The sequence below is a fragment of the Streptomyces sp. NPDC104096 genome (genome assembly GCF_055584385.1).
The window spans coordinates 119444-143054 of the sequence record NZ_JBVJMD010000013.1 but is presented as its reverse complement, the minus strand read 5'-3'; the positions used below and the strand labels follow the sequence as shown (position 1 = coordinate 143054).

19 protein-coding genes are annotated in these 23611 nt (G+C 70.1%); 16 read left to right on the top strand and 3 right to left on the bottom strand.

Annotated elements, in window-relative coordinates:
- Positions 1 to 92: 92 nt before the first annotated feature.
- The 5 genes from yajC to ACZ60B_RS16740 all read left to right on the top strand — a co-directional run bounded on the left by yajC (position 93) and on the right by ACZ60B_RS16740 (position 6848).
- Positions 93 to 602 carry a preprotein translocase subunit YajC gene (yajC, locus tag ACZ60B_RS16760; RefSeq protein WP_469387570.1) on the top strand — a complete coding sequence of 170 codons (510 nt, stop codon included), beginning with the start codon at positions 93 to 95 and terminating at the stop codon, positions 600 to 602.
- Positions 603 to 735: 133 nt separating this feature from the next.
- Entirely contained in the window at positions 736 to 2499 is a 1764-nt protein-coding gene (secD, locus tag ACZ60B_RS16755) for a protein translocase subunit SecD (protein ID WP_469387567.1), read from the top strand.
- Position 2500: 1 nt separating this feature from the next.
- The gene (secF, locus tag ACZ60B_RS16750) at positions 2501 to 3598 is read left to right on the top strand and encodes a protein translocase subunit SecF (protein ID WP_469387565.1); all 1098 of its coding nucleotides are present in this window, start codon (positions 2501 to 2503) and stop codon (positions 3596 to 3598) included.
- The gene (locus ACZ60B_RS16745) at positions 3595 to 4143 is read left to right on the top strand and encodes an adenine phosphoribosyltransferase (protein ID WP_469387563.1); all 549 of its coding nucleotides are present in this window, start codon (positions 3595 to 3597) and stop codon (positions 4141 to 4143) included. The genes secF and ACZ60B_RS16745 overlap by 4 nt, the downstream gene beginning before the upstream one ends.
- A 182-nt stretch (positions 4144 to 4325) precedes the next feature.
- Complete coding sequence (locus ACZ60B_RS16740) at positions 4326 to 6848, top strand: RelA/SpoT family protein (protein ID WP_469387561.1); 2523 nt, start codon at positions 4326 to 4328, stop codon at positions 6846 to 6848.
- An 88-nt stretch (positions 6849 to 6936) separates the two neighbouring features.
- Here the strand turns inward: ACZ60B_RS16740 and ACZ60B_RS16735 are convergent, their stop codons facing one another.
- Together ACZ60B_RS16735 and ACZ60B_RS16730 are read right to left on the bottom strand one after the other, a co-directional pair.
- The gene (locus ACZ60B_RS16735) at positions 6937 to 8166 is read right to left on the bottom strand and encodes a DUF349 domain-containing protein (protein WP_469387559.1); all 1230 of its coding nucleotides are present in this window, start codon (positions 8164 to 8166) and stop codon (positions 6937 to 6939) included.
- A gap of 141 nt (positions 8167 to 8307) precedes the next feature.
- Positions 8308 to 9138: a peptidylprolyl isomerase gene (locus ACZ60B_RS16730; RefSeq protein WP_450667717.1), complete on the bottom strand. Its 831-nt coding sequence runs from the start codon at positions 9136 to 9138 to the stop codon at positions 8308 to 8310.
- Positions 9139 to 9306: 168 nt separating this feature from the next.
- On the opposite strand from ACZ60B_RS16730, the gene ACZ60B_RS16725 reads away from it, so the two are divergent.
- The 5 genes from ACZ60B_RS16725 (at position 9307) to rpsD (ending at position 14538) form a co-directional block, all read left to right on the top strand.
- Entirely contained in the window at positions 9307 to 10017 is a 711-nt protein-coding gene (locus ACZ60B_RS16725; protein WP_469387557.1) for an MBL fold metallo-hydrolase, read from the top strand.
- A gap of 14 nt (positions 10018 to 10031) precedes the next feature.
- On the top strand, positions 10032 to 11294 hold the full coding sequence (hisS, locus tag ACZ60B_RS16720; protein ID WP_469387555.1) for a histidine--tRNA ligase: 1263 nt from the start codon (positions 10032 to 10034) through the stop codon (positions 11292 to 11294).
- A gap of 244 nt (positions 11295 to 11538) precedes the next feature.
- The gene (locus ACZ60B_RS16715; RefSeq protein WP_469387553.1) at positions 11539 to 12195 is read left to right on the top strand and encodes a vitamin K epoxide reductase family protein; all 657 of its coding nucleotides are present in this window, start codon (positions 11539 to 11541) and stop codon (positions 12193 to 12195) included.
- Between the two features lie 44 nt (positions 12196 to 12239).
- Positions 12240 to 13595 (top strand): replication-associated recombination protein A, encoded by a 1356-nt coding sequence (locus ACZ60B_RS16710; protein WP_469387551.1) that lies wholly within the window; start codon positions 12240 to 12242, stop codon positions 13593 to 13595.
- Positions 13596 to 13923: 328 nt separating this feature from the next.
- A complete protein-coding gene (gene rpsD, locus ACZ60B_RS16705; protein ID WP_162468638.1) occupies positions 13924 to 14538 on the top strand; it encodes a 30S ribosomal protein S4 in 615 nt (204 codons plus the stop codon).
- Positions 14539 to 14559: 21 nt separating this feature from the next.
- Here the strand turns inward: rpsD and ACZ60B_RS16700 are convergent, their stop codons facing one another.
- On the bottom strand, positions 14560 to 16749 hold the full coding sequence (locus ACZ60B_RS16700) for an ATP-binding protein (protein WP_469387548.1): 2190 nt from the start codon (positions 16747 to 16749) through the stop codon (positions 14560 to 14562).
- Between the two features lie 170 nt (positions 16750 to 16919).
- Between ACZ60B_RS16700 and ACZ60B_RS16695 the strand changes: the two genes are divergently transcribed.
- From ACZ60B_RS16695 to ACZ60B_RS16670, 6 genes are all read left to right on the top strand, one after another.
- Entirely contained in the window at positions 16920 to 17369 is a 450-nt protein-coding gene (locus ACZ60B_RS16695) for a DUF948 domain-containing protein (protein WP_162469765.1), read from the top strand.
- A gap of 7 nt (positions 17370 to 17376) precedes the next feature.
- Entirely contained in the window at positions 17377 to 17721 is a 345-nt protein-coding gene (locus ACZ60B_RS16690) for a hypothetical protein (RefSeq protein ID WP_469387546.1), read from the top strand.
- Complete coding sequence (gene alaS / locus ACZ60B_RS16685) at positions 17721 to 20393, top strand: alanine--tRNA ligase (RefSeq protein ID WP_469387536.1); 2673 nt, start codon at positions 17721 to 17723, stop codon at positions 20391 to 20393. Before ACZ60B_RS16690 ends, alaS begins: the two co-directional genes overlap by 1 nt.
- Before the next feature lie 37 nt (positions 20394 to 20430).
- The gene (gene ruvX, locus ACZ60B_RS16680) at positions 20431 to 20895 is read left to right on the top strand and encodes a Holliday junction resolvase RuvX (protein WP_469387519.1); all 465 of its coding nucleotides are present in this window, start codon (positions 20431 to 20433) and stop codon (positions 20893 to 20895) included.
- Between the two features lie 122 nt (positions 20896 to 21017).
- A complete protein-coding gene (mltG, locus tag ACZ60B_RS16675) occupies positions 21018 to 22715 on the top strand; it encodes an endolytic transglycosylase MltG (RefSeq protein ID WP_469387517.1) in 1698 nt (565 codons plus the stop codon).
- Entirely contained in the window at positions 22696 to 23535 is an 840-nt protein-coding gene (locus ACZ60B_RS16670; RefSeq protein WP_469387515.1) for a shikimate dehydrogenase, read from the top strand. Before mltG ends, ACZ60B_RS16670 begins: the two co-directional genes overlap by 20 nt.
- Positions 23536 to 23611: the final 76 nt, after the last annotated feature.

The following is a 23611-nucleotide window of genomic DNA, read 5'->3' as shown; positions in this document are numbered from 1 at the left end:
AGACTCCGCCGATGCCGCCTCTCTCGGCGGTACACATACCCCCAACCATCAGGCCGCTCACCTTCGCGGTCATGTGAAGGAAGTTCCGACCCGTGAGTCTCGTGACCCTCCTCCCGTTCATCGTGCTCATCGGGGCCATGTTCCTGATGACCCGGTCGGCCAAGAAGAAGCAGCAGCAGGCTGCGCAGATGCGCAACGAGATGCAGCCCGGCAGCGGCATCCGCACCATCGGGGGCATGTACGCGACGGTCAAGGAGGTCAACGAGGACACCGTTCTCGTCGACGCCGGCCCGGGTGTGGAGCTGCTCTTCGCCAAGAACGCCATCGGTGCGGTCCTGACCGACGACGAGTACAACCGCATCGTCCACGGTGTCGAGCACGACCTGAAGTCCGGCACCGAGGTCGTCCCGGACGACGCCTCCTCCCTCACCGAGGCCGACGAGCCCGCCGACGACGCTGCCGCTCTCCCCGGTGACAAGTCCGTCGACCTCGGCAAGAAGGACGAGCCCGCCGAGACCGCCGAGCCCGAGGCCGACAAGGCCGTCGAGGCGAAGACGGACGAAGAGCCGAAGAAGACCGACGGCGACGCCGACGCGAAGTAAGACGTGCGCGGGGACACGCGGAACTGGTCCGCGAGCCCCGGATGCACGGATCTCGCAGGCGGTCCCCCACACCATGGCATGGTCGCTGCCGCGCTGACCCGGCGCGGAGCGGCCCGAGAGGGAGTACGAGAAGGTGGCAGCACCTAAAAAGGGCCGGAACGCGAGCGCCCAGAGCAAGCCGGGGCGCTCGCTGGCCCTGATCCTGATCGCCATCGCGGCGCTCACCGGGGGGATGTTCGCCTCCGGGCACACCACTCCGCGTCTCGGCATCGACCTGGCCGGCGGTACGAGCATCACGCTCGAGGCGGTCCCCGAGGCGGGCCAGGAGTCCGCGATCAACAAGACCAACATGGACACCGCGGTCGACATCATGAACCGCCGTGTCAATGGTCTTGGTGTCTCGGAGACCGAGGTCCAGACACAGGGCACGCGGAACATCATCGTCAACATCCCCAAGGGCACGAACTCGGAGGAGGCCCGCAAGCAGGTCGGCACCACCGCGAAGCTGTACTTCCGGCCCGTCCTCGCGACCGAGGTGTCCGGCAGCGCCGCGGCGGCCACCCCGACGCCGAGCGCCTCCAGCAGCGCTTCGGACAAGGCGACCGACAAGGCGACCTCGTCCGCGTCCCCCTCCGGCTCCGCGAGCCCGTCGGCGACGGCCACCTCCCAGGGCCGCGCGGTCAGCGACGCCCTGAAGGACGACGCCACGCCGTCGGCGAGCAGCTCGGCCTCCAGCGACGCGAAGGCCTCCGCCTCCCCGTCCGCCAGCGCCTCCGCCGACGCCGCGACCAGCAAGCTGGAAGCGGAGTACGCCGCCCTGGACTGCACGAAGCCGACGGCCCGTGCCAACGCCGGCAAGGGCGCCAAGCCCACCGACCCCACCGTCGCCTGCGGCAAGAACTCGCAGAACCAGTGGCAGAAGTACATCCTCGGCCCCGCCCAGGTCGACGGCACGGATGTGAAGAAGGCCCAGGCCATCTACAACACCCAGACCGCCGCGGGCTGGACCGTGACCATGGACTTCACGTCCAAGGGCGCCAAGAAGTTCGCCGACATCACCGGCCAGCTGGCCCAGCAGCAGTCCCCGCAGAACCAGTTCGCCATCGTCCTGGACGGCGAGGTCATCTCCGACCCGTACGTCAAGCAGGCGCTGACCGGCGGCAACGCGGAGATCTCCGGCAGCTTCTCGCAGGAGGAGGCCCAGGGCCTCGCCAACGTGCTGTCGTACGGCGCGCTGCCGCTGACCTTCAAGGAGGCGAGCGTCACCACGGTGACCGCCGCCCTCGGTGGCGACCAGCTGCACGCCGGTCTGGTCGCGGGTGCCATCGGCCTCGCGCTCGTCGTGATCTACCTGGTGCTCTACTACCGGGGTCTGTCGCTCATCGCGATCGCCTCGCTGCTGGTCTCCGCGATCCTCACGTACGTGATCATGGCGCTGCTCGGCCCGACCATCCACTTCGCGCTGAACCTGCCGGCGGTCTGCGGTGCGATCGTCGCGATCGGTATCACCGCGGACTCGTTCATCGTGTTCTTCGAACGCATAAGGGACGAGATCCGCGAGGGCCGCAGCCTGCGTCCCGCCGTCGAGCGGGCCTGGCCGCGAGCCCGGCGCACCATCCTGGTCTCCGACTTCGTGTCGTTCCTCGCCGCCGCGGTGCTCTTCATCGTCACCGTCGGCAAGGTCCAGGGCTTCGCGTTCACGCTGGGTCTGACCACCCTGCTGGACGTGGTCGTGGTCTTCCTGTTCACCAAGCCGCTGATGACGATCCTGGCTCGCAGGAAGTTCTTCGCCGAGGGCCACAGCTGGTCCGGCCTCGACCCGAAGCGACTGGGTGCCAAGCCGCCGCTGCGCAGCACCCGCCGTCCCTCCGCCCCCGCCGAGACGAAGGAGGCGTGAGATGTCGAAACTCGGCAACATCGGCGCCCGACTGCACCGTGGCGAGATCGGTTACGACTTCGTCAAAAACCGCAAGATCTGGTACGGCATCTCGATCCTGATCACCATCACGGCCATCCTCGGCCTGACGGTGCGCGGCCTGAACATGGGCATCGAGTTCGAGGGCGGCGCCGTCTTCACCACGCCGAAGACCAGCGTCTCGGTGTCGTCGGCGGAGACGTACGCGGAGACGGCGTCCGGCCACCAGGCGGTCGTGCAGAAGCTCGGTACGGGCGGTCTGCGCATCCAGATCTCCGGTGTGGACACCGACAAGTCCGACGCGATCAAGAAGTCGCTGTCCAAGGACCTGAACGTCGATTCGGAGCAGATCAACGCGGACCTGGTCGGCCCCAGCTGGGGTGACCAGATCGCCAACAAGGCCTGGCAGGGCCTGGCGATCTTCATGATCCTGGTGGTGATCTACCTCGCGATCGCGTTCGAGTGGCGTATGGCCATCGCCGCGCTGGTCGCGCTGATCCACGACATCACGATCACGGTCGGCATCTACGCTCTGGTCGGCTTCGAGGTGACGCCCGGTACGGTCATCGGTCTGCTGACGATCCTCGGTTACTCGCTCTACGACACGGTCGTCGTCTTCGACAGCCTCAAGGAGCAGACCAAGGACCTCACCAAGCAGACCCGCTGGACCTACAGCGACGTCGCCAACCAGTCGATCAACAGCACGCTGGTGCGTTCCATCAACACCACGGTGGTCGCGCTGCTGCCGGTCGCGGGCCTGCTGTTCATCGGCGGCGGTGTGCTCGGCGCGGGCACGCTCAACGACATCTCGCTGTCGCTGTTCGTCGGCCTCGCGGCCGGCGCGTACTCCTCGATCTTCATCGCCACGCCGCTCGTCGCCGACCTCAAGGAGCGCGAGCCGCAGATGAAGGCCCTCAAGAAGCGGGTCATGGCCAAGCGCGCCCAGACCGCCGCCGAGGAGGAGTACGCCGAGGCGCGGTCCGCGCACGCCACCGACGGCGACGGGCCGCACGACGCGGCCACCGCGGTCGTCGGCCCGCGCAGCCGGGGCCGTGGCCGATCGTCGGGCAGGCGTCGATGACCGAGCTCACCGACATCACGACCCTGCTGCTCAGCAGGATCCGTGACGTGGAGGACTACCCGGAGCAGGGCGTGATGTTCAAGGACATCACCCCGCTCCTGGCGGACCCGGTGGCCTTCGCCGCGCTCACCGAGACCCTCGCGGAGATCGCCCGGCGCACCGGCGCCACGAAGATCGTCGGCCTGGAGGCCCGGGGATTCATCCTCGGCGCCCCCGTCGCCGTCAGCGCGGGCATCGGCTTCATCCCCGTGCGCAAGGCGGGCAAGCTCCCCGGAGCGACCCTCAGCCAGAGCTACGACCTGGAGTACGGCTCCGCCGAGATCGAGGTGCACGCCGAGGACCTGAGCGCGCAGGACCGCGTGCTCATCGTCGACGACGTGCTCGCCACCGGTGGCACCGCGGAGGCCGCGATCCAGCTCGTCCACCGGGCCGGAGCCGAGGTCGCGGGCGCCGCCGTCCTGATGGAGCTCGGCTTCCTCGCGGGCCGTCCCCGCCTGGAGGCGGCCCTGGACGGAGCCCCGCTGGAGGCTCTGATCACCGTCTGATCGCCGTCCGGCCGACGGCGAACGGCACGGAGGCGGGCCCGGAGGAATCCGGTGCCCGCCTCTTGCGTTTCACGGGTACTCGGCTCTCACATCGGCCTGAAGGCGATCCCGCAGCCGAGGATCGCTACGATGGGTGTTCCGGAGCCTGACCGGGGGACCCGGATCGCGCACGAGGAGTCCTCTTGGCAGACGAGGCCCAGCACCTGACCGCCGCCAAGCCCGAGCCCGCCCCGGGCGCCACGGCGACGCCCCCGCCGCACGCGAAGAACGACGCCCGGCGGGCGGTCGAGCACGACCGCTCCGCGCCCGCCGAGAGGCCGGCCGAGCAGGCACGCCCCAAACCGGCCGCGCCCGAGCGCCCCGGGACCGCGTCCGCCGTGCGCCCGACGTCCGGACAGTCCTCCCGCTCCGGCTCCTCCAACCGCGTCCGGGCCCGCCTCGCCCGCCTCGGCGTCCAGCGCGCCAACCCCTACAACCCGGTGCTGGAGCCGTTGCTGCGGATAGTGCGCAGCAACGACCCCAAGATCGAGACCTCGACGCTGCGCCAGATCGAGAAGGCCTACCAGGTCGCCGAGCGCTGGCACCGCGGCCAGAAGCGCAAGAGCGGCGACCCGTACATCACCCACCCGCTGGCCGTCACCACCATCCTGGCCGAGCTGGGCATGGATCCGGCCACCCTGATGGCCGGGCTGCTGCACGACACGGTCGAGGACACCGAGTACGGCCTCGACCAGCTGCGCCGTGACTTCGGCGACACCGTCGCCCTGCTCGTCGACGGCGTGACCAAGCTGGACAAGGTCAAGTTCGGCGAGGCCGCGCAGGCGGAGACCGTGCGCAAGATGGTCGTCGCGATGGCCAAGGACCCCCGGGTCCTCGTCATCAAGCTCGCCGACCGCCTGCACAACATGCGCACCATGCGCTACCTCAAGCGGGAGAAGCAGGAGAAGAAGGCGCGCGAGACCCTGGAGATCTACGCGCCGCTCGCCCATCGCCTGGGCATGAACACCATCAAGTGGGAGCTGGAGGACCTCGCCTTCGCGATTCTCTACCCCAAGATGTACGACGAAATCGTACGGCTGGTGGCCGAAAGGGCACCGAAGCGTGACGAGTATCTGGCCATAGTGACCGACGAGGTCCAGTCGGACCTGCGCGCCGCCCGCATCAAGGCGACCGTCACCGGCCGGCCCAAGCACTACTACAGCGTCTACCAGAAGATGATCGTCCGCGGCCGTGACTTCGCGGAGATCTACGACCTGGTGGGCATCCGCGTGCTCGTGGACACCGTCCGCGACTGCTACGCGGCGCTCGGCACGGTGCACGCGCGATGGAACCCGGTACCCGGCCGGTTCAAGGACTACATCGCGATGCCCAAGTTCAACATGTACCAGTCGCTGCACACGACGGTCATCGGCCCCAACGGCAAGCCGGTCGAACTCCAGATCCGCACCTTCGACATGCACCGCCGCGCCGAGTACGGCATCGCCGCGCACTGGAAGTACAAGCAGGAGGCCGTCGCCGGAGCCTCCAAGGTGCGCTCGGACGCGCCCAGGAGCACCGGCAAGGACGACCACCTCAACGACATGGCGTGGCTGCGCCAACTCCTCGACTGGCAGAAGGAGACCGAGGACCCCGGCGAGTTCCTGGAGTCCCTGCGCTTCGACCTGTCGCGCAACGAGGTCTTCGTCTTCACGCCGAAGGGCGACGTGATAGCGCTGCCGGCCGGCGCCACGCCCGTGGACTTCTCGTACGCGGTGCACACCGAGGTGGGCCACCGCACCATAGGAGCCCGCGTCAACGGACGCCTCGTACCGCTGGAATCGACCCTGGACAACGGCGACCTGGTGGAGGTCTTCACCTCCAAGGCGGCCGGCGCCGGGCCGTCCCGGGACTGGCTGAACTTCGTCAAGTCGCCGCGCGCCCGCAACAAGATCCGCGCCTGGTTCTCCAAGGAGCGCCGCGACGAGGCGATCGAGCAGGGCAAGGACTCCATCGCCCGCGCGATGCGCAAGCAGAACCTGCCCATCCAACGGATCCTGACCGGCGACTCGCTCGTCACGCTCGCCCACGAGATGCGCTACCCCGACATCTCGTCGCTGTACGCGGCCATCGGCGAGGGGCATGTCGCCGCGCAGAACGTCGTGCAGAAGCTCGTCCAGGCCCTCGGCGGGGAGGAGGCCGCCACCGAGGAGATCGACGAGAGCGTCCCGCCCGCCCGCGGCCGCAGCCGCAAGCGCCGCTCCAACGCGGACCCGGGCGTGGTGGTCAAGGGCGTCGACGACGTGTGGGTCAAGCTGGCCCGCTGCTGCACACCGGTGCCCGGCGACCCGATCATCGGGTTCGTCACCCGGGGCAGCGGTGTGTCGGTGCACCGCAGCGACTGCGTCAACGTGGAGTCGCTGTCCCGTGAGCCGGAGCGCATCCTCGACGTCGAGTGGGCGCCCACCCAGTCCTCGGTCTTCCTGGTCGCCATCCAGGTCGAGGCGCTGGACCGCTCGCGGCTGCTGTCGGACGTCACCCGGGTGCTGTCCGACCAGCACGTCAACATCCTCTCCGCGGCCGTGCAGACCTCCCGCGACCGCGTCGCCACCTCTCGCTTCACCTTCGAGATGGGCGACCCCAAGCACCTGGGGCACGTCCTGAAGGCCGTCAGGGGCGTCGAGGGCGTCTACGACGTGTACCGGGTGACCTCGGCCCGCCGGCCGTAGAACAGGGCCGTAGCACGGCACCGCGGACGCACCGGAGGCCCCCGTACGCAAGGTACGGGGGCCTCCGGTCACCACGGGGCGGTCCGGCTCAGCCGCCGAACTCGTGCAGACCCTTCAGCGCCTGGTCCAGGAGCGCCTGACGGCCCTCCAGCTCCCGCCCGAGCTTCTCCGCCTTGGCGGTGTTGCCCTGGGCGCGCGCCTGGTCGATCTGGTCGCGCAGCTTGTCGACGGCCGCCTGGAGCTGACCGGTCAGACCCGCGGCACGCGCACGTGCCTCCGGGTTGGTCCGGCGCCACTCGTTCTCCTCGGCCTCCTGGATGGCCCGCTCGACGGCGTGCATCCGGCCCTCGACCTTCGGCCGCGCGTCCCGCGGGACGTGACCGATGGCCTCCCAGCGCTCGTTGACCGAGCGGAAGGCGGCCCGTGCCGCCTTCAGGTCGCCGACCGGCAGGAGCTTCTCGGCCTCCCCGGCCAGCTCCTCCTTCAGCTTCAGGTTCTCCGACTGCTCGGCGTCCCGCTCGGCGAACACCGAGCTGCGGGCGGCGAAGAAGACGTCCTGGGCACCGCGGAAGCGGTTCCACAGGTCGTCCTCGTGCTCGCGCTGGGCCCGGCCCGCGGCCTTCCACTCCGCCATCAGCTCGCGGTAGCGGGCCGCCGTCGGACCCCAGTCGGCCGAGCCGGACAGCGCCTCGGCCTCGGCGACCAGCCGCTCCTTGACCCGGCGGGCGTCCTCGCGCTGCGCGTCCAGCTGCGCGAAGTGCGCCTTGCGCCGCTTGGAGAACGCCGACCGCGCGTGCGAGAAGCGGTGCCACAGCTCGTCGTCCGACTTGCGGTCGAGCCGCGGCAGCCCCTTCCAGGTGTCCACCAGGGACCGCAGCCGCTCACCGGCGGCCCGCCACTGGTCGGACTGCGCCAGCTCCTCCGCCTCGGTGACCAGGGCCTCCTTGGCGTGCCGTGCGTCGTCGGACTGCTTGGCGCGCTGCTGCTTGCGCTCCTCGCGCCGCGTTTCGACCGTCGCCACCAGCTTGTCCAGGCGGCCCCGCAGCGCGTCCAGATCACCCACCGCGTGGTGGGCCTCGATCTGCTCGCGCAGATGGTCGATGGCCGTCTGCGCGTCCTTGGCGGACAGATCGGTGGTCTGGACTCGCTTCTCGAGGAGGCCGATCTCCACAACCAGGCCCTCGTACTTGCGCTCGAAGTAGGCCAGCGCCTCGTCAGGAGAGCCTGCCTGCCAGGAACCGACGACCTGCTCGCCGTCGGCCGTACGCACGTACACGGTCCCCGTCTCGTCGACGCGGCCCCACGGGTCGCTGCTCACAGCGCCTCCTCCACATGATGCCTGCGGGGGCCTCGGCGCCCGGGCATCGTCCACAGTTTCGTCACGGCCAACATAGGCGACCGGCGGGTTGCCTGTCCGCATCCAGCGCGGCCGAAATTTCGGAGCTGGCCGTGCTGGTCATCAGGATTTCGCGACGGTCGCCTTGTCGATGACGACGGTCGCGTTCGGGGCCCCGTCACCGGCCCCCGTGTTCTCGCCCGCGGCGGCGATCTTCTTCAGGACTGTCAGGCCCGAATCGGACACCGTACCGAACGGCGTGTAGTTGGGCGGCAGCTGGCTGTCCTGGTAGACGAGGAAGAACTGGCTGCCGCCGGTGTGACGTCCCTGGCCCGAGCTGGCGTCGTACTGGTTCGCCATCGCGACCGTGCCCGCCGGGTAGACGTTGTTCTTCAGGCTCGCGTCCTTCAGGTTCTCGTCCGGGATCGTGTAGCCGGGACCGCCGGTGCCGGTGCCCTGCGGGTCACCGCACTGAAGCACGTAGATGCCGTTGGTGGTGAGCCGGTGGCACTTGGTGTGGTCGAAGTAGCCCTTGCCCGCGAGGAAGTCGAACGAGTTCACCGTGTGCGGGGCCGCCGACGCCTTCAGCGCGATGTCGATGTCGCCGCACGTCGTGGCCAGCTTCATCGTGTACTTCGCCGACTTGTCGATCGTGACCGCCGGCTCCTTCTTCCAGGTCTCCGTCTTGACGGTGCCCGCGGCGGCCTTCTCGCACGGGTCCTTCGGCGTGCTCGCGCTCGGGGACGCCGTGGCGCTCGCGTTGACCTTGTCGTCGTCGCCCTTGAGGACCCCGGTCGTGTACAGCGCGAGGCTGCCGACCAGGATCACGCCGAGGACCGACGCGATCACCGAGTTGCGAACGCGCGACTTGCGCCGGGCGGATGTACGTCGCTGCTGCTGCCGCAAGAACTTCTCCCGGGCGAGCTGCCGCCGCCGCTGTTCCTGGGTGACCACGGGGTTTTCTCCTCATGCGTCTCGAGCGCCCACGGGGACGCGCGCGTCTGGTGTGCCGATCGCCTGCGTGTGCCCCGTACCGTATATGGGTTCGCTGAGGATTCGGCAGCGCCGGTAGGCTTCTGACCACTGCCGTAGTCGCCCGTATCGACACAACGAAGGACGATCGTGCTCATTGCCGGGTTCCCAGCCGGGGCTTGGGGGACGAACTGTTATCTCGTCGCCCCCGCCGCCGGCGAGGAGTGCGTGATCATCGACCCGGGCCACCAGGCCGCCGCAGGAGTCGAGGAGACGCTCAGGAAGCATCGGCTCAAGCCCGTCGCCGTCGTCCTCACCCACGGCCACATCGACCATGTGGCCTCGGTGGTCCCGGTGTGCGGCGCGCACGACGTGCCCGCCTGGATCCACCCCGACGACCGGTACATGATGAGCGACCCCGAGAAGGCGCTCGGCCGTTCCATCGGGATGCCGCTGATGGGCGAGCTGACCATCGGTGAACCGGACGACGTCAAGGAGCTGACCGACGGCGCGAAGCTGGAGCTGGCGGGCCTGGAGCTGTCCGTCGCGCACGCGCCCGGCCATACCAAGGGGTCGGTGACCTTCCGGATGCCCGAGACCACCGACATCCCGTCGGTCTTCTTCTCCGGGGATCTGCTGTTCGCCGGCTCCGTCGGACGCACCGACCTGCCCGGCGGCGACATGGCCGAGATGCTCGACTCGCTGGCCCGCGTGTGCCTGCCGCTCGACGACTCGACCGTGGTGCTGTCCGGCCACGGCCCCCAGACGACCATCGGCCAGGAGCGCGCCACCAACCCGTATCTGCGGCAGGTGGCGGCCGGCCTCGGGAGCGACGTGGACGCTCCCCGACGAGGAATGTGACGAGAGACTTTTCCGTGAGTACCTTCCAAGCCCCCAAGGGCACCTACGACCTGATCCCGCCGGACTCCGCCGTCTACCTGGCGGTCCGCGAGGCGATCGCCGCGCCCCTGCGCAGCTCCGGCTACGGCTACGTCGAGACACCCGGCTTCGAGAACGTGGAGCTGTTCGCGCGCGGTGTCGGCGAGTCCACCGACATCGTGACGAAGGAGATGTACGCCTTCGAGACCAAGGGCGGCGACCGGCTCGCCCTGCGCCCCGAGGGCACCGCGTCCGTGCTCCGCGCCGCGCTGGAGGCCAACCTCCACAAGACGGGCAACCTGCCGGTCAAGCTCTGGTACTCCGGCTCGTACTACCGCTACGAGCGCCCCCAGAAGGGCCGCTACCGGCACTTCTCCCAGGTCGGCGCCGAGGCGATCGGCGCCGAGGACCCGGCCCTGGACGCCGAGCTGATCATCCTGGCCGACCAGGCGTACCGCTCGCTTGGCCTGCGCGACTTCCGGATCCTGCTCAACAGCCTGGGCGACAAGGAGTGCCGCCCGGTGTACCGGGAGGCGCTCCAGGCCTTCCTGCGGGGCCTGGACCTGGACGAGGACACCCTGCGCCGCGCGGACATCAACCCGCTGCGGGTGCTGGACGACAAGCGTCCCGACGTCCAGAAGCAGCTCACCGGGGCTCCGCTGCTGCGCGACTACCTCTGCGACGCCTGCAAGGCGTACCACGAGGAGGTCCGCGAACTGGTCACGGCGGCGGGCGTGGTCTTCGAGGACGACCCGAAGCTGGTGCGCGGCCTGGACTACTACACGCGCACCACCTTCGAGTTCGTCCACGACGGTCTGGGCGCGCAGTCCGCGGTCGGCGGCGGCGGCCGCTACGACGGCCTGTCCGAGATGATCGGCGGCCCCGCGCTGCCGTCGGTCGGCTGGGCGCTGGGCGTCGACCGCACGGTCCTGGCGCTGGAGGCCGAGGGTATCGAGCTCGAACTCCCCGCGGCCACCAGCGTGTTCGCCGTCCCGCTCGGCGAGGAGGCCCGCCGAGTCCTGTTCGCGAAGGTCACCGAACTGCGCAAGAACGGCGTCGCCGCCGACTTCGCCTACGGCGGCAAGGGCCTGAAGGCGGCGATGAAGGCCGCCAACCGCTCGGGCGCCCGCTACGCCCTGGTCCTCGGCGAACGCGACCTGGCCGAGGGTGTCGTCCAGCTCAAGGACATGGAGTCCGGCGAGCAGACGGCGGTCGGCGTGAACGAGATCGTGGCGGAACTGGAGTCGCGGCTCGGCTAGGACGGACCCTGGGACATCCCGTCAGCCGTGCGGGATCTCCCGTCAGTCGTACGGGTGGAAGGGCGCCGGTGCCGAAAGGGCACCGGCGCCCTTCTCGTCCCCTGCGGCGACTGGCCGGAACCGGGTGTCCGGGCCTGCCGCACGCACTTCCTTATCCGTACCGAACGGTGCGCACGGGCACCCGTACGGCACAATGGCCCCAGCCCGCAAGCAGGTCCACCTCTCAAGTGACGGAATCGGCGTGATGAGCAAGACGACAGTCAAGGACGTCTCCACCGACCCCGAGCCCGGACGCGCCGCCCCCGCGCCGCGCACGGTGGGCGGTAGCCGCGCGTTCGCGATCCTGCTGCTGATCACCGGCGCCGCCGGACTGCTCGCCGCGTGGGTCATCACGATCGACAAGTTCAAGCTGCTCGAGGCCAAGGTCGCCGGCACCACCTTCACGCCCGGCTGCAGCCTCAACCCGGTCGTCTCCTGCGGCAGCGTGATGGAGAGCAAGCAGGCCGCCGCCTTCGGGTTCCCCAACCCGATGCTCGGCCTGGTCTGCTACGGCATCGTGATCTGCGTCGCCATGAGCCTGCTGGCCCGCGCCCGCTTCCCCCGCTGGTACTGGCTCACCTTCAACTTCGGCACCCTCTTCGGGGTGGCCTTCTGCACCTGGCTGCAGTTCCAGTCCCTGTACCGGATCAACGCGCTGTGCCTGTGGTGCTCCCTGGCCTGGGTCGCCACCATCACCATGTTCTGGTACGTCACCTCGTTCAACGTCCGCAACGACTTCCTGCCTGCCCCCCGCTGGCTGAAGGGCTTCTTCGGCGAGTTCACCTGGGTCCTGCCGGTCCTGCACGTCGGCGTCATCGGCATGCTGATCCTGACCCGCTGGTGGGAGTTCTGGACCAGCTGACCGGTCCGTCGGGATTGTCGGTGCGGTGATTTAGGGTTTCCAGAGTGGAGCCCGATCTGTTCACCGCAGCTGCCGAAGACCGCCAGGAGAAGGACCCCGCAGGGAGCCCCCTGGCGGTCCGTATGCGTCCGCGCACCCTCGACGAGGTGGTGGGCCAGCAGCATCTGCTGAAGTCCGGCTCGCCCCTGCGACGGCTGGTCGGCGCGGGCACCGGCGGCCCGGCGGGACCCTCCTCGGTGATCCTCTGGGGTCCGCCCGGCACCGGCAAGACGACCCTGGCGTACGTGGTCTCGAAGGCCACCGAGAAGCGGTTCGTGGAACTGTCCGCGATCACCGCGGGCGTCAAGGAGGTCCGGGCGGTCATCGACGGCGCCCGCCGCGCCAGCGGCGGCTACGGCAAGGAGACCGTCCTCTTCCTCGACGAGATCCACCGCTTCAGCAAGGCCCAGCAGGACTCCCTCCTCCCGGCGGTCGAGAACCGCTGGGTGACCCTGATCGCCGCGACCACCGAGAACCCGTACTTCTCCGTGATCTCGCCGCTGCTCTCCCGCTCCCTGCTGCTCACCCTCGAACCGCTCACCGACGACGACCTGCGCGGTCTGCTGCGCCGTGCCGTGGGCGACGAGCGCGGACTCAAGGACACCGTCACCCTCCCCGAGGACACCGAGGACCACCTGCTGCGCATCGCGGGCGGGGACGCCCGCCGCGCCCTGACCGCGCTGGAGGCCGCGGCCGGCGCCGCCCTCGACAAGGGTGAGCCGCGGATCTCGCTGACCACCCTCGAGGAGACCGTCGACCGCGCGGCCGTGAAGTATGACCGCGACGGCGACCAGCACTACGACGTCGCCAGCGCCCTGATCAAGTCCATCCGCGGCTCCGACGTCGACGCGGCCCTGCACTACCTGGCCCGCATGATCGAGGCCGGCGAGGACCCCCGGTTCATCGCCCGCCGTCTGATGATCTCCGCCAGCGAGGACATCGGCCTGGCCGACCCGAACGCCCTGTCCATAGCGGTCGCCGCCGCCCAGGCCGTCGCCATGATCGGCTTCCCCGAGGCCGCCCTCACCCTCAGCCACGCCACCATCGCCCTCGCCCTGGCCCCCAAGTCCAACGCCGCGACCACGGCGATCGGCGCCGCCCTGGACGACGTACGCAAGGGACTGGCCGGACCGGTGCCGCCGCATCTGCGCGACGGGCACTACAAGGGCGCGGCCAAGCTGGGGCACGCGCAGGGCTATGTGTATCCGCACGACGTGCCCGAGGGCATCGCGGCCCAGCAGTACGCGCCGGACGCCCTCAAGGACCGCGAGTACTACACCCCCACCCGGCACGGCGGCGAGGCGCGCTACGCGGACGCGGTCGACTGGACCAGGAAGCACCTCGGTCGCAGGGCGCCCTGAGCACCCTGTAGAATCCACCGGAGTGCTGAGTCCCGTGTCCGGCCCGTCGTAAGAAGGCGCCGGCATCACCAGAACGGGACATCCAGCCGGAACCCTGCCTCGCGGCGGGGATTCCAGGAGCGTCGCGCACCGTCGAAGGTGTCGCGGGCAGCCCACCACCACCCGGATTCCCGGGAGAGGTCGGTGGGCCACTCGCGTGCTGCACGTATGTGCCCAGACCAGGGAGCGGCTGCCCGCCCCGTCCGCAGGGACGAGACGGGTCTCCCCGGCTGCGGATGCGACCTCCCTTAACTCTGGTGAGCCGAAACCCAGGAAAGAGATACAGACAGTGGCGAATCAGTCCCGCCCCAAGGTCAAGAAGTCGCGTGCCCTCGGCATCGCGCTGACCCCGAAGGCCGTCAAGTACTTCGAGGCCCGTCCCTACCCGCCGGGCGAGCACGGCCGCGGCCGCAAGCAGAACTCGGACTACAAGGTCCGTCTGCTGGAGAAGCAGCGTCTGCGCGCGCAGTACGACGTGTCCGAGCGTCAGCTCGTCCGCGCCTACGAGCGTGCCTCCAAGGTCCAGGGCAAGACCGGTGAGGCCCTGATCATCGAGCTGGAGCGTCGTCTCGACGCGCTGGTCCTGCGTTCGGGCATCGCCCGCACGATCTACCAGGCCCGCCAGATGGTCGTCCACGGCCACATCGAGGTCAACGGCGGCAAGGTCGACAAGCCGTCGTTCCGCGTCCGTCCCGACGACGTCGTGATGGTCCGCGAGCGCAGCCGCAACAAGCCGCTGTTCGAGGTCTCCCGCGCCGGTGGGTTCGCCCCCGACGGCGAGACCCCGCGCTACCTCCAGGTGAACCTCGCCGCCCTGGCCTTCCGCCTGGACCGTGAGCCGAACCGCAAGGAGATCCCGGTGATCTGCGACGAGCAGCTCGTCGTCGAGTACTACGCCCGCTGATCACCAGCCGGGTGTAGCACCTCAGCCCGCCGTCTCCCCGCCCTTCCGGGTGGGCGAGGCGGCGGGTTCTCGCGTTCCGGCGGCGTCCCGGGCCGGCCGCACCGACCCGCGCGGTCCGGGCAGGGCCCCCAGCGACCGCCCCAGGCCCCGCCCCAGCGCCCGCGCCACCCCCGCCTCCCGGCCCAGCCGCGCCCCCTGCCGTACGCACTCCTCGTACCGCTCGTCGCCCAGCCGGTCCCGGGCCTTCGTCTCGCACAGTTCGTGCGGGGCGTTGTAGTACGCCGAGCCGAACAGCGGCAGCCCCACCGAGGGCCACATGCCGGCCGCCGCGCCCTGCAGCACCGCGGCCTCCGCCGCGTCGCCCTCCGCGACCGTGACCAGCGCCAGCAGCTCCACCGCCAGCACCGAACCGAGCAGGTCACGGAAGGCGTGGGCACCGGCCAGACACTCCGTGAGCAGCTCCCGGGCCCCCGCGAGATCACCGTCCCGCGAGGCGGCGTACGCCAGGACGTACAGCGCGTAGGAGCGCGTCCACCGCTCCCCGTGGTCCTCGCACACCCGCCGGACGTCCTCGCACAGCGTCACCGCGCCCGGCAGATCGCCCTGGAACGCCCGCGCCATGGCCAGCTCCACCTGTCCCATCAGGACGTTGCTGTTGAGCTCGCCGATCTCCTGGTACCGCTCCAGCGCCGAGCGCAGCAGCGTCTCCGCGCGGGCCATGTCGTCCGTGACCAGGGCCAGACAGCCCGCGCGGTGCTCCGCGTAGGCCAGCGCCGTGGGGCTGGCGACCCGCTCCGCCCCCTCCCGGCACTCCTGGAGCGCCGCCAGCGCGGGCACCGCGTCGCCCTGGAGGATCGCGACGTAGCCCAGCACCCACAGGGCCTTCAGCCGCGACTGCTCGTTGGCCGTCTGCTCGGCGTCCAGCTCCACGCTGCGCTCCAGCCAGCGCCGCCCCTCCGAGAGCCGGCCGCAGCCGGCCCAGTAGAACCACAGCGAGCCCGCCAGGTACTGGCCGAGGTGGGTCTCGTCCGGCTCGGTCAGGCAGTACTCCAGGGCGCGGCGCAGATTCGGCAGCTCCGCCTCGACCCGGGCGGCCACCTCCCGCTGCCGGGGCGAGAACCAGTCCAGCTCGCACCAGGTCGCCAGCCCCATGTACCAGTCGCGGTGGCGCCGCCGCAGCCGGGTCGCGTCGCCCATGGCCTCCAGCCAGTCGGCGCCGTACGCCCGCAGGGTGCCCAGCATCCGGTACCGCACGCCCGTCGCGGTGTCCTCGCGGGCCACCACCGACTGGGCCAGCAGCTCGGACAGGACGTCGAGGACGTCGTCGGCCTCCAGCCCGTCGCCGCTGCACACGTACTCGACGGCCTCCAGGTCGAACGGGCCGGCGAACACCGAGAGCCGCGCCCACAGCAGGCGTTCCCCGGGCGTGCACAGCTCGTGGCTCCAGCCGATCGCCGTGCGCAGCGTCTGGTGGCGCGCCGGGGCGTCCCTGGCGCCGCCCGTCAGCAGTCGGAACCGGTCCTCGAACCGGTCGAGCAACTGCCCGGGGGAGAGGGCCCGCAGCCGCCCCGCCGCCAGCTCGATCGCCAGCGGGATCCCGTCCAGGCGCCGGCACAGCTCCCGTACGTCCCCGTCGCCGTCGACCGTCAGCCCGAGCTGCGCGGCGCGGTCGGCGAAGAGTTCGACCGCCGCGTCCTCGTCCAGCGGGGCCAGCGGGAGCAGGCGTTCACCCGCCACCCCGAGCGGCCGGCGGCCGGTGGCGAGCACGCCGAGCCCGGGCGCGTGCCGCAGCAGATCGCTCACCAGCGCCGCACAGGGCTCCACCAGGTGCTCGAACCCGTCGAGGAGCAGCAGGAGTTGACGCCCGCCCAGATGCGCGAGGAGGGTCTCGCGGGGCAGCCGCGTGGTGTGGTCGGTCAGGCCCAGGGCCTCCACGACCGCGTACGCGACGAACTCCGGGTCGCGCAGCGGCGTCAGGTCCACCCGCCACACCCCGTCGCGCCAGCCCGCCCCGCCCGGCGCGCGCCGGGTCGCCGCGCGGGCCGCCAGCCGGGACTTGCCGACCCCGCCGGGCCCGGTCACCGTGACCAGCCGTGCCACGTCGAGCGCTCCGGCCAGCGCGGCGAGTTCGTCCGCCCGCCCCAGGAACCGGTCGGTCTCCAGAGGAAGGTTGCCGTGCGGCGGGCCGTCTTCGCGCTGTGGGTCTCGCATGGTGTACGGAGCGTACTGACTCGTGCTCATTCCGTACAATCTCCGGACCCTGTCCGGGGAGACCCCGGGCGGCGCGGGCGTTAATGCGGTACGGAGCCGCACGCCCGGCGCGATAGGCTCGGTGCACGACTTTTTCGATGTAGAGGCACGTTTCAGGGAGCGGGTGCGCAGTGTCCGGTGGAGAGGTGGCCGGGATCCTGGTGGCCGTCTTCTGGGCGATCCTGGTCTCCTTCCTCGCGGTGGCACTGGCGAGGCTGGCCCAGACGCTCAGGGCGACCACCAAGCTCGTGGCGGACGTGACCGAGCAGGCCGTCCCGCTGCTGGCCGACGCCTCCGCGGCGGTGCGCTCGGCGCAGACCCAGATCGACCGGGTCGACTCGATCGCGTCGGACGTCCAGGAGGTCACCTCCAACGCCTCGGCGCTGTCGACGACCGTCGCGTCCACCTTCGGCGGTCCCCTGGTGAAGGTCGCCGCCTTCGGCTACGGCGTACGCCGGGCCCTGGGCGCCCGCCGAGGCGACGACGTGCCCGCCAAGGCCCCCCGGCGTACCGTGATCGTGGGCCGTACCGTCCCGGCCTCGCGGCGCGAGAAGCGCAATGCCCGCGGAGAGAAGGACTGACCGAGCGATGTTCCGCCGTACCTTCTGGTTCACCACGGGCGTCGCCGCCGGTGTATGGGCCACCACCAAGGTCAACCGCAAGCTGAAGCAGCTGACTCCCGAGAGCCTCGCCGCGTCCGCGGCGAACAAGGCACTGGAGACCGGCCACCGCCTCAAGGACAGAGCGGTGGGCTTCGCGCTCGACGTCCGCGACAACATGGCGCGGCGGGAGGCCGAACTGGGGGAGGCCCTCGGGATCCACGCGGACCCCGAACTCCCCGCTCCCCGGCGCGTCGTCGCCATCGAGAACCGCAACAACCCGAAGTACGTCGAGAGGTCGACGTACTCGTACAACCGGAATGAGGACCACTGATGGAGTCGGCTGAGATCCGCCGCCGCTGGCTGAGCTTCTTCGAGGAGCGCGGGCACACCGTCGTCCCTTCGGCGTCGCTCATCGCGGACGACCCGACTCTGCTCCTGGTCCCGGCCGGAATGGTGCCCTTCAAGCCCTACTTCCTGGGCGAGGTCAAGCCGCCGTTCGCGCGCGCCACCAGCGTGCAGAAGTGCGTGCGCACGCCCGACATCGAAGAGGTCGGCAAGACCACCCGGCACGGCACGTTCTTCCAGATGTGCGGCAACTTCTCCTTCGGCGACTACTTCAAGGAAGGCGCCATCAAGCACGCCTGGGAGCTGCTCACCAGCTCCCAGGACAAGGGCGGTTACGGCCTGGAGCCGGACCGTCTGTGGATCACGGTCTACAAGGACGACGACGAGGCCGAGCGCATCTGGCACGAGGTCGTCGGTGTGCCGAAGGAGCGCATCCAGCGCCTGGGCATGAAGGACAACTACTGGTCCATGGGCGTGCCCGGACCGTGCGGCCCCTGTTCCGAGATCAACTACGACCGCGGCCCCGAGTTCGGCGTCGAGGGCGGCCCGGCCGTCAACGACGAGCGGTACGTGGAGATCTGGAACCTCGTCTTCATGCAGTTCGAGCGGGGCGAGGGCATCGGCAAGGACAACTTCGAGATCCTCGGGGACCTGCCGAGCAAGAACATCGACACGGGCCTCGGCCTCGAGCGCCTCGCCATGATTCTGCAGGGCGTGCAGAACATGTACGAGATCGACACCTCCATGGCCGTCATCAGGAAGGCCACCGAGCTGACCGGTGTCGAGTACGGCGCCGCCCACGAGTCCGACGTGTCCCTGCGCGTGGTCACCGACCACATGCGCACGTCCGTGATGCTCATCGGCGACGGCGTGACCCCCGGCAACGAGGGCCGCGGTTACGTCCTGCGCCGCATCATGCGCCGCGCCATCCGCAACATGCGCCTGCTCGGCGCCACGGGCCCGGTGGTCAAGGACCTCATCGACACCGTGATCGCGATGATGGGGCAGCAGTACCCGGAGCTGGTCACCGACCGCGAGCGCATCGAGACGGTCGCCCTCGCCGAGGAGACCCGCTTCCTCAAGACGCTGAACGCCGGCACCAACGTCCTGGACACCGCCGTCACCGAGACCAAGGCCTCCGGCGGCAAGGTTCTCGCCGGCGACAAGGCGTTCCTGCTCCACGACACCTGGGGCTTCCCGATCGACCTCACCCTGGAGATGGCCGCCGAGCAGGGCCTGTCCGTGGACGAGGACGGCTTCCGCAGGCTGATGAAGGAGCAGCGGGAGCGCGCCAAGGCCGACGCCCAGGCCAAGAAGACCGGCCACGCCGGGGTCGGCGCCTACCGCGAGATCGCCGACCAGGCGGGCGCCACCGACTTCATCGGCTACACCGACACCGACGCCGAGTCGACGATCGTCGGCATCCTCGTCGACGGCGCCGCCTCCCCGGCCGCCACCGAGGGCGACGAGGTCGAGATCGTCCTCGACCGCACCCCGTTCTACGCCGAGGGCGGCGGTCAGATCGGCGACACCGGCCGGATCAAGGTCGACTCCGGTGCCGTCATCGAGATCCGCGACACGCAGAAGCCGGTCCCCGGCGTCTACGTGCACAAGGGCGTCGTCCAGGTCGGCGAGGTGACCCTCGGTGCCAAGGCCCACGCCTCGATCGACGGCCGCCGCCGCAAGGCGATCGCCCGCGCCCACTCGGCCACGCACCTCACCCACCAGGCCCTGCGCGACGCCCTCGGCCCGACGGCCGCCCAGGCCGGTTCCGAGAACCAGCCCGGCCGCTTCCGCTTCGACTTCGGTTCCCCGGCCGCCGTCCCGACGGCCGTGATGACCGATGTCGAGCAGAAGATCAACGAGGTGCTCGCCCGGGACCTGGACGTGCACGCCGAGATCCTCAGCCTCGACGAGGCCAAGAAGCAGGGCGCCATCGCCGAGTTCGGCGAGAAGTACGGCGAGCGGGTCCGCGTCGTGACCATCGGCGACTTCTCCAAGGAGCTCTGCGGCGGCACGCACGTGCACAACACCGCCCAGCTCGGTCTGGTGAAGCTGCTCGGCGAGTCGTCGATCGGTTCCGGCGTCCGCCGGATCGAGGCCCTCGTCGGTGTCGACGCCTACAACTTCCTGGCCCGTGAGCACACGGTCGTCGCCCAGCTCCAGGAGCTGATCAAGGGCCGTCCGGAGGAGCTCCCGGAGAAGGTCTCCGCCATGCTCGGCAAGCTGAAGGACGCCGAGAAGGAGATCGAGAAGTTCCGCGCGGAGAAGGTCCTCCAGGCCGCCGCCGGCCTGGCCGAGTCGGCCCGGGACGTGCACGGTGTGGCCCTGGTCACCGGCCAGGTCCCGGACGGCACCACGGCCGACGACCTGCGCAAGCTGGTCCTCGACGTGCGCGGCCGCATCCAGGGCGGACGGGCCGCGGTGGTCGCCCTGTTCACCACGGTGGGCGGCAAGCCGCTGACGGTCATCGCCACCAACGAGGCCGCTCGCGAGCGTGGCCTCAAGGCCGGCGACCTGGTCCGTACGGCGGCCAAGACGCTCGGCGGCGGCGGTGGCGGCAAGCCGGACGTCGCCCAGGGCGGCGGCCAGAACCCGGCCGCCGTCGGCGAGGCCGTCGAGGCCGTCGAGCGACTGGTCGCCGAGACCGCGAAGTAAGAAGACGGTCGAGAAGAAGCAAGAGACGGTCGAGAAGATGAGAAGAGGACGTCGACTCGCGATCGACGTCGGGGACGCCCGTATCGGGGTCGCCTCGTGCGACCCCGACGGGATCCTCGCCACCCCGGTGGAGACCGTCCCCGGGCGGGACATCCCGGCGGCCCACCGTAGGCTGAGGCAACTCGTCGAGGAGTACGAACCGATCGAGGTCGTGGTCGGTCTGCCCCGCTCCCTCAAGGGGGGCGAGGGCCCGGCCGCGGTCAAGGTCCGTGCTTTCGCGGAGGAACTCGCCCGGGGCGTCGCCCCGGTCGGGGTCCGCCTCGTCGACGAGCGGATGACGACGGTGACGGCCAGTCAGGGACTGCGGGCCTCGGGGGTGAAATCCAAGAAGGGCCGGTCGGTCATCGACCAGGCGGCTGCTGTCATCATTCTTCAGCAGGCGCTGGAATCCGAACGGGTGTCAGACAATCCACCCGGCGAGGGCGTCGAAGTGGTCATCTGATCGCGATACGGTAACGTTCCGCGCGATGCAGTGGTGTTCGAACAGCCGCCGCACAGAAATGAGGCGGAACGTCCACCGGCCCTCGAGCCGCGTGATCGCCGCTTCGCGGCTCTAGGGGATCGATGACTGAGTATGGCCGGGGCCAAGGCTCCGAACCGTGGCATCCGCAGGACCCGGCGTACGGGGACGGCGGATGGGAAGGGCAGCAGGCCCAGGCGGCCCATCAGTCTGCCTACGGCGGCCAGCAGCAGCACTATCCGCAGCCGCAGCAGGGTCAGCAGTCCGGGTACGGCGACTGGAGCCAGGGCGGTCAGCAGGGCGCCTACGACGGGTCGCAGCAGTACGACCAGCAGACCGGCCAGTACCAGCAGCAGTACGACCAGCAGCACTACGCCGACCAGTCGCAGCAGCAGTACCAGCAGGGCGGCTGGGACGGCACCGGCACGCACGCGCACGTTCCCTACGCGGCCGACCCGGGCGACCCCTACGGCCAGCAGGCCGCGGCGTACGGCGCCGAGCAGCCCGATCTCTACGGCACCCCCGAGGCGTATCCGCCGCCGGAGCCGCCGAGCCGGCGGCGTGCCGAACCGGAACCCAAGGTCGACTGGGACCCGGGTCCCGACGACGGCGAACACGCCTTCTTCGAGGGCGGCGACGACGATGACGACGAGAGCGCCGACGAGCCGGGCGGCCGGAGCGGCCGGGGCGACAAGCGGGGCAAGGGCGGCGCCGCGGGCAAGAAGCGCCGCAACGGCTGTGCGTGCCTGGTGGTCGCCCTGGTGTTCGGCGGCGGCCTCGCCGGTGTCAGCTATTTCGGCTACCAGTACTACCAAAATCGTTTCGGCGTGGCGCCCGACTACGCGGGCGACGGCACCGACGAGACGGTGACCGTCGAGATCCCCAAGGGAGCCGGCGGCTACGACATCGGCATCAGGCTGAAGGAGGCCGGTGTCGTCAAGAGCGTCGACGCGTTCGTCTCCGCGCAGCAGCAGAATCCCCAGGGCACTTCGATCCAGGCGGGCGCGTACATCCTGAAGAAGGAGATGTCCGCGGCGAGCGCCGTCAAGATGATGCTCGACCCGAAGAGCCAGGCCAATCTCATCGTCAAGCCCGGCGAGCGGAACGTGGCCGTCTACAAGGACATCGACGCCAAGCTGGGTCTCTCCGCCGGCTCCACCAAGAAGGTGGCCAAGGAGGAGTACAAGAACCTCGGAATGCCGAAGTGGGCGACCAGCGGTGCGGACGTCAAGGACCCGCTGGAGGGCTTCCTCTTCCCCGGCACCTATCCCGCGGCCAAGGGCATGAAGCCCGAGGTGGTCCTGAAGCAGATGGTCGAGCAGGCCAACGAGGTGTACACGCGGTACGACCTCGTGAACAAGGCCAAGTCGTTCGACCTGGAGAACCCGCTCCAGCTCGTCACGGTCTCCAGCCTCGTCCAGGCGGAGGGCAAGACGCACGACGACTTCCGCAAGATGGCGGAGGTCATCTACAACCGTCTCAAGCCGACGAACACCGAGACCAACCAGAAACTCCAGTTCGACTCGACCTTCAATTACCTGAAGGGCGAGAGCAACATCCATATCAGCGAGTCCGAGATCAACAGCAACAAGGACCCGTACAACACCTACACGAACAGGGGTCTGCCGCCCGGTCCCATCGGAAACCCGGGCGAGGACGCGCTGAAGGCGGCACTGAATCCGACCGAGGACGGCTGGCTCTATTTCGTGGCGACCGACGGTCAGAACAACACCGAATTCGCGAAGACCTACGAGGAATTCCAAAAACTCAAGGAAAGGTTCAATGCCAGCTCCGGCAACTGAGGCGCGTCGGGCCGCCGTACTCGGTTCACCGATCGCCCACTCGCTCTCCCCGGCGCTGCACCGCGCCGCGTACGCGCGGCTGGGGCTCGACGGCTGGACGTACGAGCGGTTCGACGTCGACGAGGCGGCCCTGCCCGGGTTCTTCGCGGAGCTCGGGCCCGAGTGGGCGGGGCTGTCGCTGACCATGCCGCTCAAGCGGGCCGTCGTCCCGCTGCTCGACGGGATCAGCGAGACGGCGGCCGCGGTCGAGGCCGTCAACACGGTGGTGTTCACCGAGGACGGCCGCCGGGTCGGCGACAACACCGACGTCCCCGGCATGGTCGCCGCGCTGCGCGAGCGGGGGATCGAACAGGTCGAAACCGCGGCGGTGCTCGGCGCGGGTGCCACCGCGTCCTCCGCGCTGGCCGCGCTGGCCCGGATCTGCACCGGTGAGGTCGTCGCCTACGTCCGCAGCGAGGAGCGGGCCGCCGAGATGCGGCGGTGGGGCGAGCGGCTGGAGGTGGAGGTCCGCACCGCCGACTGGGCGGACGCGGCCGAGGCGCTGCGCTTCCCGCTCGTCGTCGCCACCACCCCGGCCGGTACGACGGACGCGCTGGCCGCCGCCGTGCCCGAGCGGCCCGCCACCCTCTTCGACGTCCTCTACGACCCCTGGCCCACCACCCTCGCGGCCCGCTGGTCGATGTACGGCGGCGCCGTGGTCGGCGGGCTCGACCTGCTGGTCCACCAGGCGGTGCTCCAGGTCGAGCAGATGACCGGCCGCGCCCCGGCACCGGTGGAGGCCATGCGCAAGGCCGGGGAGCAGGCCCTGGCCGCCCGCTAGGGCGTGTTGCGGCACCAGGAGATCTTCAGGTTCGCCTTCCGGTTCGCGCCCGACCGGGCACGGACGGCGATCGCGC

What these genes read in the sequence shown, in the direction of transcription:
- ACZ60B_RS16715 (WP_469387553.1), top strand. Translation starts at nt 11,539, where the DNA reads ATGAGCAAGACGACAGTCAAGGACGTCTCCACCGACCCCGAGCCCGGA.
- ACZ60B_RS16670 (WP_469387515.1), top strand. Translation starts at nt 22,696, where the DNA reads ATGCCAGCTCCGGCAACTGAGGCGCGTCGGGCCGCCGTACTCGGTTCA.
- ACZ60B_RS16690 (WP_469387546.1), top strand. Translation starts at nt 17,377, where the DNA reads ATGTTCCGCCGTACCTTCTGGTTCACCACGGGCGTCGCCGCCGGTGTA.
- mltG (WP_469387517.1), top strand. Translation starts at nt 21,018, where the DNA reads ATGACTGAGTATGGCCGGGGCCAAGGCTCCGAACCGTGGCATCCGCAG.
- ACZ60B_RS16745 (WP_469387563.1), top strand. Translation starts at nt 3,595, where the DNA reads ATGACCGAGCTCACCGACATCACGACCCTGCTGCTCAGCAGGATCCGT.
- ACZ60B_RS16700 (WP_469387548.1), bottom strand. Translation starts at nt 16,749, where the DNA reads ATGCGAGACCCACAGCGCGAAGACGGCCCGCCGCACGGCAACCTTCCT.
- alaS (WP_469387536.1), top strand. Translation starts at nt 17,721, where the DNA reads ATGGAGTCGGCTGAGATCCGCCGCCGCTGGCTGAGCTTCTTCGAGGAG.
- ruvX (WP_469387519.1), top strand. Translation starts at nt 20,431, where the DNA reads ATGAGAAGAGGACGTCGACTCGCGATCGACGTCGGGGACGCCCGTATC.
- secF (WP_469387565.1), top strand. Translation starts at nt 2,501, where the DNA reads ATGTCGAAACTCGGCAACATCGGCGCCCGACTGCACCGTGGCGAGATC.